The following is a 14419-nucleotide window of genomic DNA, read 5'->3' on the forward strand; positions in this document are numbered from 1 at the left end:
GATTTCAGCCCTGCAACAAGAATTGCGATCGACAGGACCGCAGAAGGTTGCGGTTGGCCTGAAATCCGGCCAGAAGCATCAGGGGCCGACCGGCGACCGGCCGGCCCGCGACGTTGCGCTTGAAACCAGATACGGGAGACTATTGGGTGGCTCGCATAACACTGAGACAATTGCTCGACCACGCCGCCGAATACGGCTACGGCGTGCCCGCTTTCAACATGAACAATATGGAACAGGGCCTCGCCATCATGGAGGCCGCCGAGGAGACCAAGTCGCCGGTCATCCTGCAGGCGAGCCGTGGTGCTCGCGCCTACGCCAATGACGTCGTGCTGGCCAAGCTGATCGACGCGCTGGTCGAAATCCACCCCGACATCCCGGTCTGCATGCATCTCGACCATGGCAACAACGAAGCCACCTGCGTCACCGCGATCCAGTACGGCTTCACCTCCGTGATGATGGACGGATCGCTGAAGGAGGACGGCAAGACGCCGGCCGACTACGCCTACAATTCCGGCATCACCCGGCGCGTCGTCGACATGGCGCATTGGGGCGGTGTTTCCGTCGAAGGCGAGATCGGAGTGCTTGGCTCACTGGAGAGCGGTGGGGGCGAGCAAGAAGACGGCCACGGCGTCGAAGGCGAGATCAGCCACGACCAGCTTCTGACCGACCCGGAACAGGCGGTGGAGTTCGTCAAACACACCCATGTCGATGCGCTGGCGGTCGCCATGGGCACCAGCCACGGCGCCTACAAATTCTCGCGCAAGCCCGACGGCGCGGTGCTGGCCATGAACGTCATCGAGGAGATCCACCGCCGGCTGCCGAACATGCATCTGGTCATGCATGGCTCGTCCTCGGTGCCGGAGGATCTGCAGGAGATCATCAACAAATATGGCGGCCAGATGAAGCCGACCTGGGGCGTGCCGGTCGAGGAGATCCAGCGCGGCATCAAGCACGGCGTGCGCAAGATCAACATCGACACCGACAACCGCATGGCGCTGACCGGCGCCATCCGCAAGGTGCTGACCGAGAATCCGAGCGAGTTCGATCCGCGCAAGTACCTGACGCCGGCCATGGCGGCGATGAGGAAGCTCTGCAAGGAGCGCTTCGAGCAGTTCGGCACCGCCGGCAATGCGCAGAAGATCAAGCCGCTGCCTGTCGCCGAAATGGCCAAGCGCTACAAGTCGGGCAGTCTCGACCCGAAGTTCGGCTGAGCTCGATCAACCTATCCCAGAGCTGCCAGGGACATCCCGGCAGCTCTGGTATTTCTATTGCCTTGTGTTTCACTCCGGCGTCTCGGTCTCGGCGCGAACCAGCTTGATATCGGCGCCGGCCGCCCATGCGCCGATATCCTCGCGGCGCAATGCCGCCGCCATCATGTCTGGAAACAGATCCGGCGTGCAGGCAAAGACCGGAACGCCGAGCGCGGCAACGGAGCCTGCCATCTTGGGGTCGTAACCGGGCCTGCCCTGGTCGGTCAGCGCCAGCAGCACCACGACATTGACGCCAGATCGAACAAGTGCTGCCAGCCGCTGCAGCAATTCCTGGCCGTTGCCGCCTTCATAAAGGTCGGTGATCAGCACCATATGCGACTTGGTCGGCCGTTCGATGCGCTCCGCGCAATAGGCGACGGCCTGGTTGATGTCGGTGCCCCCGCCAAGCTGCACGCCGAACAGGACTTCGACGGGATCGCTGAGTTCCTCGGTGAGATCGACGATGGCCGTGTCGAAGCAGACGAGCTTGGTCCGCACGACGGGTAACGAGGCCATCACCGCGGCGAATATTGAGGCGTAGATCACCGAGCTTGCCATCGAGCCGGATTGGTCGACGCACAGCACAACCTCGTCCAGATCGACCAGCCGGCGCTGTTTGCGCATGAAGCCGACCAGCTTCTCCGGCACGATGGTTTTATGCTCGGGCTGGTAGTGGCGAAGGTTGGCCGAGATGGTCCGCGGCCAGTCGATGTCGCGCTGGCGTGGCCGATTGGTGCGCTGCGACCGGTCGACCGCGCCCCGTATCGCCTCGGCCGTCTTCTGCTCCAACCGCTGCATCAGCTTGGCGACGATATCGGCGATGATCGTTCGGGCGATGTCCTTGGTCTTGGCCGGCATGACCGAGCGCAGCGAAATCAGGTCGGCAACGAGATTGACGTCGGCCTCGATCGCCTTGAGGAACTCTGGCTCCATCAGCATCTGCTTCAGGTTGAGGCGTTCGAAGGCATCCTTCTGGACGATCTGCACGACCTGCGCGGGAAAGAACGACCTGATATCGCCCATCCACTGTGCCACCCGCGGCGCCGAACGGCCGAGCCCGCCGCGGCGCTTGCGCGGGTCGGCGGCCGCATCGCCGGCGCCATCGCCATAGAGTGCATCGAGCGCCGCAGAAAGCCGCTTGTCCGTGTCGGAAAGCGAAGTCGATTTCTCGTCATCGGCACCGATCGCCAGGCGCCAGCGGCGCTCGCGTCCGTCATCGGTGGCGGGTTCGTTCATTTCGGCCGCGTCATCCATTGCCGTTCCCGCCCGTCAGCAAGGGTCCAAGCCGTTCCAGGTGTCGGCGCCATGCGGCGTCGCCATCCGGCGCCGGTGTCAGTCCGGCCGGCAGGCGTGCGGCGCGGCCGAGCACCGCTTCGATCAGCCGCCGCCGCTCCATCGAGTCCAGATGCGAGAAGACCCGGCGCAGCAGCGGCAGATGCGCAATGAAGGCATCTTCGTCGAGGGATTGGAGCCAGGCATCGACCGCTCCGCGCAGTGCCTCGTCATAGATGAGCCGTTGACTGGCGGTGCTGAAGAAGCCTTCGAAGAACCCTGCGGCCTCCATGACCGGCGTTCCCGGCGACAGGCGCCGTGCGATCAGGCCCGCGGCGGCGTCGGCGGACAGATGGCCGGCTTCGTAGAGCAGATGCGCGGCGCAGCCTGCCACCAGCGCCGTCGATCGGGATCCATCGAGCACCGCAGCCAGTCCATTGCGCCAGGCATCCAGCACGTCTTCCCCTGGCTCGACCAGCCGGATCGCTTCATCGGCCTTGCGCATCGCGCCAACCAGCGTCGTCGAAGCCTGGTCATCGAGGTCGCGGGCGGCATAGGCGAGTGCTATCCCGCCTTCGATGATCAGCCGTTCCAGCAGACCGGACAGGCGGGCCGTTTCCGTCTTGCGCGCCTCGCCATAGCGGATGATGCCGGCGAGCGGCGGCACCGATGCCAGAATTTCCAGGCACTCGCTGCTGTGCGCCGCGCGTTCCTCCAATGCCACGAGACCGGCGGTCGACGCCTCGGACAGGTTTGCCGTGATGGCGCCCTGAACCAGTCCCGCCAGCGCGTCGAGAGACGCCGACGCGCCGATCATCTGGATCAGCCGGCCATTGGCGGCCTTCTCGATGGTCGGCCCGTAGATCAGGTTCTCGACCAGGCGAACGGCATATTCCGGCTCCCACGAGAGCGCCCATCGCTCGCGAAAGGTGCCGCGGCTGCGTCCGCTGTCGGTCAACTTGCCCCAATGCACGCCAAGCACGTTCAGCCGGTGCAGCAATGTCGAACGAAACAGCCCGCTTTCGCTGCGCAAATCGATCGAGAGTTCGCGCTCCAGGGCCTCAGGCTTCAGCCGCGCCGCCTTCTGGTTGCGCTGCAGATCCTCGATCAGCGGCGCCATTGGCGTGTCGGGCGGAATTTCACCGACATCCGCGCCCAGCAGCAGCTCGGCTTCGACCAGCGCCCAAAGCAGCGCTTCGCCGTTGAACAGGGCGGCGATCGCGGCGTCGCGCAATTCCTCGAACCCAGGCTTTGGCCGCTCACGGATCGCGGCCAGCGCACGCGCCAGCCGCTCGGCTTCGATCAGCGAAGCGGTCGAGACCATATGCCCCTTGCCTCTCAGCACCGCCGCGATCATCGCGAGCCACAGGGTTGCCGCGTCGTGGCGGCCGCGCGTACGCCACAGATGCTTGCACCAGCCGGGCGCGACGACGCCCGCGCCATAGCCGAAGCCCAGCGCCAGACGTGGCCCCGTCCATGGCGCCCAGGTCATCGTGCTCTTGCGCCGGGCGAGCCCCTTGAGAAGCGCCTGGTCCTCTTTCTGCGGTCGCGTCGCTTGCAATGCAGGCACATGCCAGGCGCCGCAAACGACTGCGATCGGCCCCTCGAATTCCTTGCGCGCGGCGGTGATTTCAAGCCGCATATGCGCTTCACGCCTGGCCTCGAATTCGGCTAGCGGGCCCTCGCCGTCGCGTAGCGTCGTCATGGCATCGGAAATCGCGGCAAAGATGGGACCTGGCTGCGGGTTCTGCTCGATGATATCGGACCACCAGCTCTCGCCATCTTCATAGCCGGCGGCTTGCGCCAGTGTGCCGATCGGGTCACGCACATGCTGAGCCGTCTCGTTGTCGGCGCCGGATTCCGCTTCATCGGCATCGGCATTTTCCGCGTCGTCAACAGGCACTACCCGGGCCGATGACGGCAGGTCGATGAACCGCAAGGCCGCGTTGTTGCCAACAGCCCACAGGGCCGCCTGGTATTCCGGCGAAAACTCGGCGAAGGGCCAGAAGCTCGTCGAAGCCGGATCGTCTTCCGGATAGCAGAGCAGCGCCACCGGCGGCTGCATTTCGGCCCGGGCAAGCAGTGGCAGCAACGCGGAGGCATCGGCCGGCCCTTCGATCAGCACGGCGACCGGTTTCAAGTCCTGCAACGCCTGCACCAGGCTGTCGGCGGAGCCGGGCCCGTGATGGCGTATGCCGAAATAGGAAACGTCGCTCAGCGCCATGGCGTCAGATCGCCGCGTTCAAGGCCGCGTAATAGCCCGCATAGTCCGGCCGCTTCTTGAGCACTGTTTCCAGATATTCTTCCAGCACCAGCTTGTCCTGCACCGGATCCTTCACGATCGCGCCGACGAGGCTGGCAGCCAGGCCTTCGGCGCCGAGCTTGCCGCTGTCGAACCAAGCCGCCTGGCTGAGGCCGCCAACCATGGTGGCGATGGCCTCCGCCGTGGACAGCGAACCGGACGGCGTCTTCAACGTCACCTTGCCATCGGCGGTGGCACCGGAGCGCAATTCGCGGAAGATGGTCAGGACGCGGGCGATCTCCTCGCCGACATTCTTCGGCACCGGCAGGTCGAGGCCGCCGGCCATCTCGCCGACCCGCTTGGAGACGATCGCCACTTCTTCTGCCATATCCTCGGGCAACGGCAACACGACGACATTGAAGCGGCGCTTCAGTGCCGAAGACAGCTCGTTGACGCCCTTGTCACGGTTGTTGGCCGTGGCGATGATGTTGAAACCGCGCTGCGCGTAGATCGACGTGTTGAGTTCCGGGATCGGCATCATCTTTTCAGAAAGCACGGTGATCAGCGTGTCCTGCACGTCAGAGCCCATGCGCGTCAGTTCCTCGAGGCGGCAGAGCTTGCCGTCCTGCATGGCGCGGTAAAGCGGCGTCGGCACCAGCGCCTCCTGGCTCGGGCCCTTGGCCAGAAGCTGCGCGTAGTTCCAGCCATAGCGGATCTGGTTCTCGTCGGTGCCGGCCGTGCACTGCACGATCAATGTCGAGTCGCCCATGATGGCGGCGGCGAGATGCTCCGACACCCAGGATTTGGCAGTGCCTGGCACGCCGAGCAGCAACAGCGCGCGGTCGGTGGCGAGCGTCGCCACGGCGGTCTCAATCAGCCGGCGGCGGCCGACATATTTGGGCGTTATCAGCGTCCCGTCGTCGGCCTTTCCGCCGAGCAGATAGGTGAGAACCGCCTTGGGCGAAAGGCTCCATCCGGCGGGCTTTTGCCGGTCGTCATTGCGCGAGAGGGCCTGCAACTCGGCGGCGTAGGCCTGCTCGACCGGAAGACGGATGACTGCGTTCATTTGCTGTTCTCCCGAGTGATCATGTGTCGATTCCAGGCCCGGCCAGTGCCGCATTGAGGCGCAGGAGACCGAGCGAAGGCGCCGCCGGCGCCATGCCGGCCGCAACGACATCCCCGATCAATTTTTCTGCCGTCGCCGCTGTCGCCAGAAAGCCCAAATTTTCCAGTGTCTGGTCGGCGCTTCGCTTCACGGGCTCGTCGTTTCCCGCAATGGCGGAATGCAATGCCGGGAGCGTCTGGCCGTTTGTCAGATCGGCCCATTCCAGCCAGCCTGCTTCGATGCCTTCGACCTGGATGAGCGCGTGAAGATCGTACGTGTCTTTCAGGATTTGTCTGATCAAGACGCGCTTCCTGCCGCTGTCCAGGCGCGCCATGAGATGGAGGATGAGAAGCGCCGGCTTGCCGCCTTCGGCGACAAGCGTATCGGCCAAATGCGCCACCGCTGCTTCACCGCCGGACACCGAGACCATTCGAACGAGGAAGAGATCGGCATTGTCGTCGACGCCGAACTGCCATGCCCCGAGGAAATCGGACTCGGTGACGCCGAAGCGGGCAGCAAGATCGCCCAGGTAACAGGTGGCAAACAAGTCGCCGCGGCGTGCTTCCTGCGCGGGCGCCTTGAGTCTTATCGGTGTATAGGTGGTGCGGCGGCGGATGAAGCCGGATTTGCCTTCGGCGATGAAGGCGGCGAGCTGGGCTGTCGGATCTTCCGTCCCGCCATCGCCTGGGTTGCCATGCTCTCCCAACCTTGCCAGCAGCCGGCCAGCCAGTTCGCGCACCCTGCCGGAGCGGTCGGCAGAGAGGCTCTTCAGGAATGGCACGTCATCGGCGCCCAGGCCGAAGCGCATGAGTTCGATGAGTGCGGATCTGATCTCCGCCGGCTCACTTGATCCCTTGGCCTCGATCAGTTGCCTGGCCAGCGCCGGAGCGGTGCGGCGCATATCGGCCAGCGCGGTACGGCGCGCAGCGGGATAGAAATCATCCCAGGTTTCCACGGTCAGTTGTTCCCGGCGGGATTGTTTCTCGCCACCCACACCGGCTTGCCAATCGACCCAGGGGGCATAAACGTCCGGACTTTCCTGATACGACGCAGAGGGCATCCAATCCATTGGATGCAGCACGAAGCCTCGGCTGGCGACGAGCGTGGCCACGCGTGTCTTGGTCCTTGCGTCGGCTGCATGCTTCAGCGCGGCTCGCAAAAGCGGCCGCAGCCGCTCCGGCAGCATGGGCAAGGCAAGTTCAGGCAGTGGCGGGCGTTGTTTCAGCATCTTCGGCGCGGCTGGCCGCAAGGCAATGTCGAGGGCCTGCGCGGCGATTGCCAGCAGCCGGCGCTCGCGCTCGTCGGGACTTGCACTGCCGGCGATCTCCTTCCACGCCGCTGGAGCCATGTCGAAGGTGGTGCCGCCGGTTATCCAGCAGTCGCGCATGGTCGCCAGGCCGGTCTGCTCGATCTCATTCATGACAGATCAAGCCTCCCAAACCCGCTTTGCGCCGCCAGGAGTTCAAGCCGGCTGCCGTTCCAAAGTGCGGCCGTTGCCTTGAGGTCCAGCCCAAGCAGCGTTGGGTTGACGGTATCGGCGATCGGCAAGGCGATGCCGTGCAGATCGCCGGCGGCCTGCCACCAGGCGGCACCCCGATCGTCCAGCAGGATCGCACCGGGCGGCAGCATGACGGGGCAATCGGTAACCCAGGGCGAGGCGTCCTGGCGCGCAACATGGGCCGCTAGCGGATCCAACGCGCCAAGGCTGAAATCGGGCCACTCGCCGGACGAGACGTCACCCCTGCGATCCGCCACCAACGCCCGCAAAGGCTGGCGCGCCGGATAGAAGATCAACCTGGCATCGAAACGGTCCCCAGGTGTGAACGCGTTCGACCGGCGACCGGCCGAAGCCGGAAAATAATCGAGCAGCAGGGCAAATCGCGAGGTGGCGCTGTTCAGGTCGAGCAGCCAGGTCGAATGGCTCACAAGACCGTCACGGCGGGACTCGATCTTCTCGCCGAGCACCTCCCAGACGCTGTCGACCTGCGTCGCATCGGGATTGGCCAGCACCTGCTCCCGGCTCTCGGAGGTCGAGACGAGCCGCCTCAGTTCCGGGTCGTCGGGTGCCGATCGCCACGCCTTGGCCAGCAATACAAGCTTGCCGAGTTCGCGGATCGCCGCGTCCGGCCGTTCCTCACCGCGCAGCCCCATCAGCCGCGACGGTAACTCGTCGATGCGGCCGGCAAGTGCTGTCGCCTTCATGTCGACCAGCCGTGCGGCAATCCGGCGGCAACGATCGCTGCTGTTGTCGACAAAGCCTGCAAGGCCAAGCCGCAATTGGTCGGCGATCCATTGATCCAGTTCATCCAGTCCTGCCGACACGGCGGATCGCGTGTCTTCCGCTCGCTTGCGCTGCGCTGCCTCGCGGCGCTCGACTGCTGCCGCGTCCTCGACAACAGCCCTTTCGTCGTCGCGTGCGGCTTCGCCGATGCTCTTGCCTCCCGCACCTTGGGTCGGTTCCAGAGGCTGCGACGCGGCCTTCCTGCGGCGGCCCAGCCAATCGTTCACCCATTCCGGCGTCGACCCGGCGGCGGCAAAACTGGGTGGCGCGGTGGCGGCGATCCACATCAGCGCCAAGGTGTGCTTGCAGGGAAATTTCCGCGACGGGCAGGTGCATTTGTAGCCGTGATCGCCGGTGTCGACGACCACACGGTAAGGATTGGAGCCGGAACCCTGGCATTCCCCCCAGATGAGCGCGAGCTGTCCGTTCTTTTCGAGCCGTGACCAGTTCGACTGCTTGGTCAACCTGGAAGCGGCGCTCAACGACGCCTGGTCGGGCGCGAGCGCTTCGATGGTCTTCAAGTCAAATTCCAAGCCGCGCCTCTCGTCGCTCGAACGAATGCCGGTTGCCAGTATAGATGGCCGTCTGTGAAGGATTCTTGTAGCAGCAGAGGGATAGAGACCGATACAGCGGGCCGCAAGCTAAACTGCGCTGAGCAAAGCCGATACGCAGGCCCCAGGGTTGTCAGGCAACCTGAGCCTTTGCCAAGGAGGTGCGCAGAAGATGGCTACTGAAGCGTCCGCGCCGGCGGCTGGCCGACATGGCCCCGGGCGATGCCGGCATCGGCGTCCTCTGCCCCAAAGGCGCGATCGAGCCCGGTCGCCACCACAGAAACCCTGAAGCGGCCTTCCATGCTCTTGTCGAAGATGGCGCCGACGATGATGTCGGCGTCCTCATAGACCTCTTCGCGGATGCGGGTGGCGGCCTCGTCGACCTCGAACAGGGTCATATCCCTGCCGCCCGATATCGAGACCAGGACACCCTTGGCGCCCTTCATCGAAACTTCGTCCAGCAATGGGTTGGCGATCGCGGCTTCCGCCGCCTTCATCGCCCGGCCGTCGCCGGAGGCCTCGCCGGTTCCCATCATGGCGCGGCCCATGTCGCGCATCACCGATTTGACATCGGCGAAGTCGAGATTGATCAGGCCTTCCTTGACGATGAGATCGGTGATGCAGCTGACGCCGGCATAGAGCACCCGGTCGGCGATGGCGAAGGCATCGGCGAAGGTGGTCTTGGCATCGGCGATCCTGAACAGGTTCTGGTTCGGGATGACGATCACCGTGTCGGCGCTCTCGCGCAGCCGCTCGATGCCCTCTTCGGCCATTTGCATGCGGCGCCTGCCCTCGAAGGCAAAAGGCTTGGTGACGACGCCCACCGTCAGGATGCCGGCCTTGCGCGCCGCCTGGGCGATGATCGGAGCAGCGCCGGTTCCCGTGCCGCCGCCCATCCCGGCGGTGACGAAACACATATGCGTGCCGGCCAGGTGATCCATTATCTCGTCCAGCGATTCCTCCGCCGCGGCGCGGCCGATCTCGGGAAGCGATCCGGCGCCCAACCCTTCGGTGACATGCGCGCCAAGCTGGATCAGCCGCGTTGCCTTCGACATGGTCAGCGCCTGTGCGTCGGTGTTGGCGGCGATGAATTCGGTTCCCTGAAGCTGCTCCACGATCATGTTGTTGACGGCGTTGCCGCCGCCGCCGCCGACGCCGATAACGGTGATCTTGGGTCTCATCTCGGAGATTTCGGGCTTCTTGAACTCGGCCATGCCTGTTTCTCCTTCGCCAATTGCGCGCGCTTCACGACCCATCCGCAGACTGCCTTGGGGAGATGCAATCGAGCGGCATGACGCGAATCAGTCCGTTCGGATGGGTAGCTCAAAAAGCCAGAGAGCGGCCAGAGGTGCAAGAGCGCGCAAGGTCAAGATTTGTGATGATGGTTTTGCACACCGTGGCATGGACGCCGTCAACCAGGGCGCCGGCTGTGCCAACACGGCTTGCGGCGCTGCGATCGGTGCGTCTATCATGCCGGCCGAGAACGTCGCTGACTTCGGCGTTCTCGCCGCGTTCGGCCAACCAAGACTATCTGCGGCTGATGTCGTCAGGGTCAATCTCAGAACGAATGAAGTAGCGCCCCCCGCCAATGGCCGACAAAACACAATTCGGGTTGACCGCCGTCGACACCGTCCCCTTGCATGAGAAGGTCTATCTGGAGCTTGTCAGAGCCTTGATGTCCGGCCAGTTCTTGCCCGGCCAGAAGCTGACCTCGCGCAAGCTCGCCAGGGAACTCGGCACCAGCGACATGCCGGTGCGCAGCGCCTTCATGCGGCTGCAGGCGCTGCGGGCGCTGAGCCCGATGCCGAACGGCAGCGTGAAAGTGCCTGTTATTTCGGCTGAGCGGTTCTCACAGCTGACCGCCGTGCGGACGATCCTCGAAGGCTCGGCGACTGAATTTGCGACAAAGCTCATCAACGGCAACAACCTGCGGACGATCCGACGCCACTCGACCGACCTGACTTTGGCGGCCCGCAAGGGCGATATCGACGACTATCTGCGGAAGAACCACGACTTCAAATTCTCGATCTATCGCCATTGCGGCAATGAGCAGATGATCTTCCTGATCGAAACCGTCTGGATGCAGGTCGGCCCTTTTCTGAGGAATCTGGCCATGGGCTTCGAGGACGATCTCGGCTCCATTCTTGACATCGACTATCACGAGGAAGTCGTCGCGGCGATCGAGGCCCAGGACGGGGAGCGCGCACGCACGGCCATCGTTCGCGACATCGATGAGGGTGCCGCGCATATCCTCCAGCAGACCCGGTTTCCGGAACCCAGAGCCTAGGGCGTCAGACCACGACCGTGATCACGTGGGCCTGTATTTTGGCGGCAACCGCGCCGCGGCCGTGTCTGTCCGCAATCGCGGAGGCGGCGTAGTCGGTCGCAGCTTCCAGTTCTCCCGCGCCCCTGGCCTCGATTTCGCCGCGAAGAGGAGTTCCCTGGCAATAAGCAACGGCAGGCACGCGCGGCGTGGATGCACGGCTTTGTTCGGCTCTCGTCTCGATCACCACACGGGAGAAGCCTGCGCCCTCCAGTTCGCTACGGATTAGGGCCGTATCGTGGTAGCCGTGCGGCGTGCGTGCCAGAAAGCTCGGCGGATCGTTCGGAAACATCCTCGCGAGGGCATTCGTCACATCATTGGCAAATACATTCTCCTCGATGCGATCCCATACGTTGAACAGAAAATGTCCTCCGGGCTTCAGGACACGCCTTGCTTCGCGGTAGCCAGATGGGCGGTCGGGAAAGAACATCGCGCCGAACTGACAACAAACGAGGTCGAAGGCCGCATCTTCGAACGGTAGCGCCAAAGCGTCCGCCTGGCGCCATTCGATACGACCGTCGGGAGCTTGTCGCGAAGCGGCGTAGTCGAGCATTGGCTGGTTGAGGTCGGTGACGACATAGCTTGCGCCCAGGGACAGTTTTGGCGCCAATGCGCGGGTGACAACCCCGGTGCCCGCGGCGATTTCCAAGACGGCACTCGGCGACAGGGACGCTGCTCGTCGTGCAAGATCCGCGGCGAACGGCTCGAAAATCAACGGCACCATATAGCGGTCGTAGTTTTCCGGAATCGAGCCCGCGAACACCTTGTCCGTTTCTGACATCGCCACCACCCGCCATCGTTCAACAGCGCGCCAGACTAGCACATAATTGTCCGCCTGGTCGTTTCGGCCGAGGGGAGACCCGTGCAAGCCATCTTGCGCTGAGCCGTACCCGTGCAAATGCCCCCTTGGCTTTCCGCCGTCTTGCCTCTATGTTGCGATCGCAGATCGCGCAATTGGTTTTGAAATGCCTCCCGACATCCCGGCTAGTGACCTGAAAAAATAAGGAAAACACCTGGCGATGGTCAGGTTTTGTTTCCAAAAACTCACAAGCTATTTTTACCGGGACAGTGCAGCCGATCAGACTGCGGCACCTTCAAAAACCAGAGGTTACAAATTGAGCGATGCAATTGCGGACGTTTTGAACTGGCTTGAAAGCAGGAACGACATCCAGAGCCTGAGGGCGGCTGTGTGCGACCTCAACGGCGTCATGCGCGGCAAGCGCATCCCGGTCGAGCAGGCGCGCAAGGCACTCGAAGGCAAGCTGCGCATGCCTTACTCCTTGATCGGCCTCGACATCTGGGGCGAAGACATCGAAGGCAACACGCTGGTTTTCTCGACCGGCGACGCCGACGGGCTTTGCCAATGGACGGGGCGCGGCATTCTCCCGGTGGCCTGGACGGCGCATCCGACGGCGCTTGTCCCGCTCTGGCTCGCCGACGAAACCGGCGCGCCGTATCTCGGCGATCCACGGCGGGCGCTGGCCCGCATTCTCGATCGCTACAAGGCCTTGGGATTGACCCCGGTCGCGGCGACGGAACTCGAATTCTACCTGGTCGATCCGCAGTCGCAGCGACCGGTCGGGCCAGTCTCGCCGGTCACCGGGCGTCGGCTCGATTCCGATGCGGCGCTGTCGATCGATGAGATCGACGACTTCGAATCCTTCATCCACGACGTCTACGAAGCCTGCAGAACGCAAGGCATTCCCGTCGACACAGCCATTGCCGAAAATGGCGTCGGCCAGTTCGAGATCAATCTGAACCACGTCGCCGACGCCCTGCGGGCGGCTGACGATGCGGTATTGTTCAAGCGCACGGTGAAGGGCATCGCTCGCAAGCACGGCTTTGCCGCCTGTTTCATGGCCAAGCCCTATGGCGACCGCGCCGGCAACGGCTTTCACGTCCACTTCAGCCTGACCGACGCCGAGGGGCGCAACGTCTTCGACGACGGCACGGACCAGGGCTCGGAGATCATGCGCCATGCGGTCGGCGGGCTGCTCGCGGCGATGGCCGAGAGCACGCTTGTGTTCGCCCCGCACTTCAATTCATACCGCAGGCTGCGTCCGAGATCCTATGCGCCGACCGCCGTGGCCTGGGGCTACGAGAACCGCATGGTCGCGATCCGCATTCCCGGCGGCCCGACCGGCGCGCGTCGCATCGAGCATCGCGTTTCGGGAGCGGATGCCAATCCCTATCTGGTGCTTGCCGCCATATTGGGCGCCGCGCTGATCGGCATTGAAAGACAGATGTCGCCTGGCGATCCGACCGGGAGCGACGGGCAAGGGCTTGTGCCGGCCAAGCTGCCGCCGGACTGGGCATCGGCGATCGCCAGTTTTGAGAGCGGAACACATGTGGCCGAGATATTTCCAGCGATCCTGCGCGACTCTTTCATCGCCTGCAAACGCCAGGAACTGAACACGTTCGCCCTCAATGTCAGCGACTTCGAGATCGAGACCTATCTGGAAAGCGTTTGAGGCATTTTACGAGGACAACTCGGTCTTCAGCACCGAGACCGCCACTTCGCTGTTGTGGACATACTCATTGGCGTCCGGCTGCCTCTGCAGCAGCAGGATGAACAAAAGGTCGGTCAGCGCCAGCTGCGCGTCGCGCGCGGTGATGGAGGACGAGCGCGCACGCTCCTCGTCGGCGATGGTGTAGAGGCAGATGTCGGAGACCCGACTCAGCGGATTGTCGTGGACGCCGGTGACGGCGATCACCATCGTGCCGCGCTTGCGGGCCAGCTCGGCGATGCGCAGGGTTTCGATGCTGGCGCCGGAATAGGAAAGCGCGAACAGCACGTCGCCTGGCCCGAGCGTCGAGACATTGGCCATCTGGACGTGGCTGTCGCTGTCGTGCAGGACATTGCGGCCGAGCTTCATCAGCTTGTAGGAGAAATCGCGCGCCACCAGCGAGGAGGCGCCGACGCCGACCAGATGGATGCGGCGCGCGCCATCCAGCAATTCCAGCGTCCTGGAGATGATCCGCTCGGTGTTGGCGGCGACGGTCCGCTGTATCGACAGAAGCTTGCTGCCGACCAGCTTCTTCAGGATGACCTGGTAGCTGTCGCCGACCTCGATCGAGCCATGGATGACGCCGGCCGGCACCTGCCATTCCTGCGCCTTGGCCTCGCTGACGGCGAGCTTGAGCTCCTGATAGCTGGCATAGCCGAGTTTCTGGCTGAACTTGACGACGCTCGACTGGCTGCGGCCGATCTCGGCCGCAAGTGCGGCCGTCGACAGGCGCAGCATCTGGTCGGGATTGTCGACGATGTACCGGCCGATCTCACGATCGCCAGGCGCCATGCCGTCGAGCTTCGCATTGATCCTGTTCAGAACGGACACGGGATTCCCTTACGCGTTTCAGGCCGGCAAGCCGCATAGCGTGCCACGATAGGAATA

At 63.9% G+C, this 14419-nt stretch carries 11 protein-coding genes; 3 read left to right on the top strand and 8 right to left on the bottom strand.

Annotated features, from left to right (window positions below; translation table 11 throughout):
- Positions 1 to 146 precede the first annotated feature (146 nt).
- On the top strand, positions 147 to 1211 hold the full coding sequence (gene fba, locus AC07FD_RS04260; protein ID WP_477225929.1) for a class II fructose-bisphosphate aldolase: 1065 nt from the start codon (positions 147 to 149) through the stop codon (positions 1209 to 1211).
- A gap of 69 nt (positions 1212 to 1280) precedes the next feature.
- On the opposite strand, the gene AC07FD_RS04265 is transcribed toward fba, so the two are convergent.
- From AC07FD_RS04265 to ftsZ, 6 genes are all read right to left on the bottom strand, one after another.
- Positions 1281 to 2504, bottom strand: coding sequence for a VWA domain-containing protein (locus AC07FD_RS04265; RefSeq protein ID WP_478348779.1), 1224 nt, complete (start codon positions 2502 to 2504; stop codon positions 1281 to 1283).
- A complete protein-coding gene (locus tag AC07FD_RS04270; RefSeq protein ID WP_478348780.1) occupies positions 2497 to 4746 on the bottom strand; it encodes a DUF5682 family protein in 2250 nt (749 codons plus the stop codon). Before AC07FD_RS04270 ends, AC07FD_RS04265 begins: the two co-directional genes overlap by 8 nt.
- 4 nt (positions 4747 to 4750) lie before the next feature.
- Positions 4751 to 5830, bottom strand: coding sequence for an ATP-binding protein (locus AC07FD_RS04275; RefSeq protein ID WP_478348781.1), 1080 nt, complete (start codon positions 5828 to 5830; stop codon positions 4751 to 4753).
- 19 nt (positions 5831 to 5849) lie between these two features.
- A complete protein-coding gene (locus AC07FD_RS04280) occupies positions 5850 to 7289 on the bottom strand; it encodes a DUF5691 domain-containing protein (protein ID WP_478348782.1) in 1440 nt (479 codons plus the stop codon).
- Positions 7286 to 8671 carry an SWIM zinc finger family protein gene (locus AC07FD_RS04285; protein WP_478348783.1) on the bottom strand — a complete coding sequence of 462 codons (1386 nt, stop codon included), beginning with the start codon at positions 8669 to 8671 and terminating at the stop codon, positions 7286 to 7288. The genes AC07FD_RS04280 and AC07FD_RS04285 overlap by 4 nt, the downstream gene beginning before the upstream one ends.
- A gap of 206 nt (positions 8672 to 8877) precedes the next feature.
- Positions 8878 to 9915 carry a cell division protein FtsZ gene (gene ftsZ, locus AC07FD_RS04290; protein ID WP_478348784.1) on the bottom strand — a complete coding sequence of 346 codons (1038 nt, stop codon included), beginning with the start codon at positions 9913 to 9915 and terminating at the stop codon, positions 8878 to 8880.
- Between the two features lie 374 nt (positions 9916 to 10289).
- Between ftsZ and AC07FD_RS04295 the strand changes: the two genes are divergently transcribed.
- Positions 10290 to 10988, top strand: coding sequence for a GntR family transcriptional regulator (locus tag AC07FD_RS04295; protein ID WP_478348785.1), 699 nt, complete (start codon positions 10290 to 10292; stop codon positions 10986 to 10988).
- 4 nt (positions 10989 to 10992) lie between these two features.
- Here AC07FD_RS04295 and AC07FD_RS04300 read toward each other — a convergent pair whose 3' ends face one another.
- Positions 10993 to 11805: a class I SAM-dependent methyltransferase gene (locus tag AC07FD_RS04300; RefSeq protein ID WP_478348786.1), complete on the bottom strand. Its 813-nt coding sequence runs from the start codon at positions 11803 to 11805 to the stop codon at positions 10993 to 10995.
- Between the two features lie 334 nt (positions 11806 to 12139).
- On the opposite strand from AC07FD_RS04300, the gene AC07FD_RS04305 reads away from it, so the two are divergent.
- A complete protein-coding gene (locus tag AC07FD_RS04305) occupies positions 12140 to 13495 on the top strand; it encodes a glutamine synthetase family protein (protein WP_478348787.1) in 1356 nt (451 codons plus the stop codon).
- A 6-nt stretch (positions 13496 to 13501) separates the two neighbouring features.
- On the opposite strand, the gene AC07FD_RS04310 is transcribed toward AC07FD_RS04305, so the two are convergent.
- Entirely contained in the window at positions 13502 to 14362 is an 861-nt protein-coding gene (locus AC07FD_RS04310) for a MurR/RpiR family transcriptional regulator (protein ID WP_478348788.1), read from the bottom strand.
- Between the last annotated feature and the right edge of the window lie 57 nt (positions 14363 to 14419).

The organism is Mesorhizobium waitakense, assembly GCF_056431085.1.

Coding starts and splice junctions, on each gene's coding strand:
- AC07FD_RS04265 (WP_478348779.1), bottom strand. CDS start 2,504: ATGGATGACGCGGCCGAAATGAACGAACCCGCCACCGATGACGGACGC.
- AC07FD_RS04270 (WP_478348780.1), bottom strand. CDS start 4,746: ATGGCGCTGAGCGACGTTTCCTATTTCGGCATACGCCATCACGGGCCC.
- AC07FD_RS04275 (WP_478348781.1), bottom strand. CDS start 5,830: ATGAACGCAGTCATCCGTCTTCCGGTCGAGCAGGCCTACGCCGCCGAG.
- AC07FD_RS04280 (WP_478348782.1), bottom strand. CDS start 7,289: ATGAATGAGATCGAGCAGACCGGCCTGGCGACCATGCGCGACTGCTGG.
- ftsZ (WP_478348784.1), bottom strand. CDS start 9,915: ATGGCCGAGTTCAAGAAGCCCGAAATCTCCGAGATGAGACCCAAGATC.
- AC07FD_RS04295 (WP_478348785.1), top strand. CDS start 10,290: ATGGCCGACAAAACACAATTCGGGTTGACCGCCGTCGACACCGTCCCC.
- AC07FD_RS04300 (WP_478348786.1), bottom strand. CDS start 11,805: ATGTCAGAAACGGACAAGGTGTTCGCGGGCTCGATTCCGGAAAACTAC.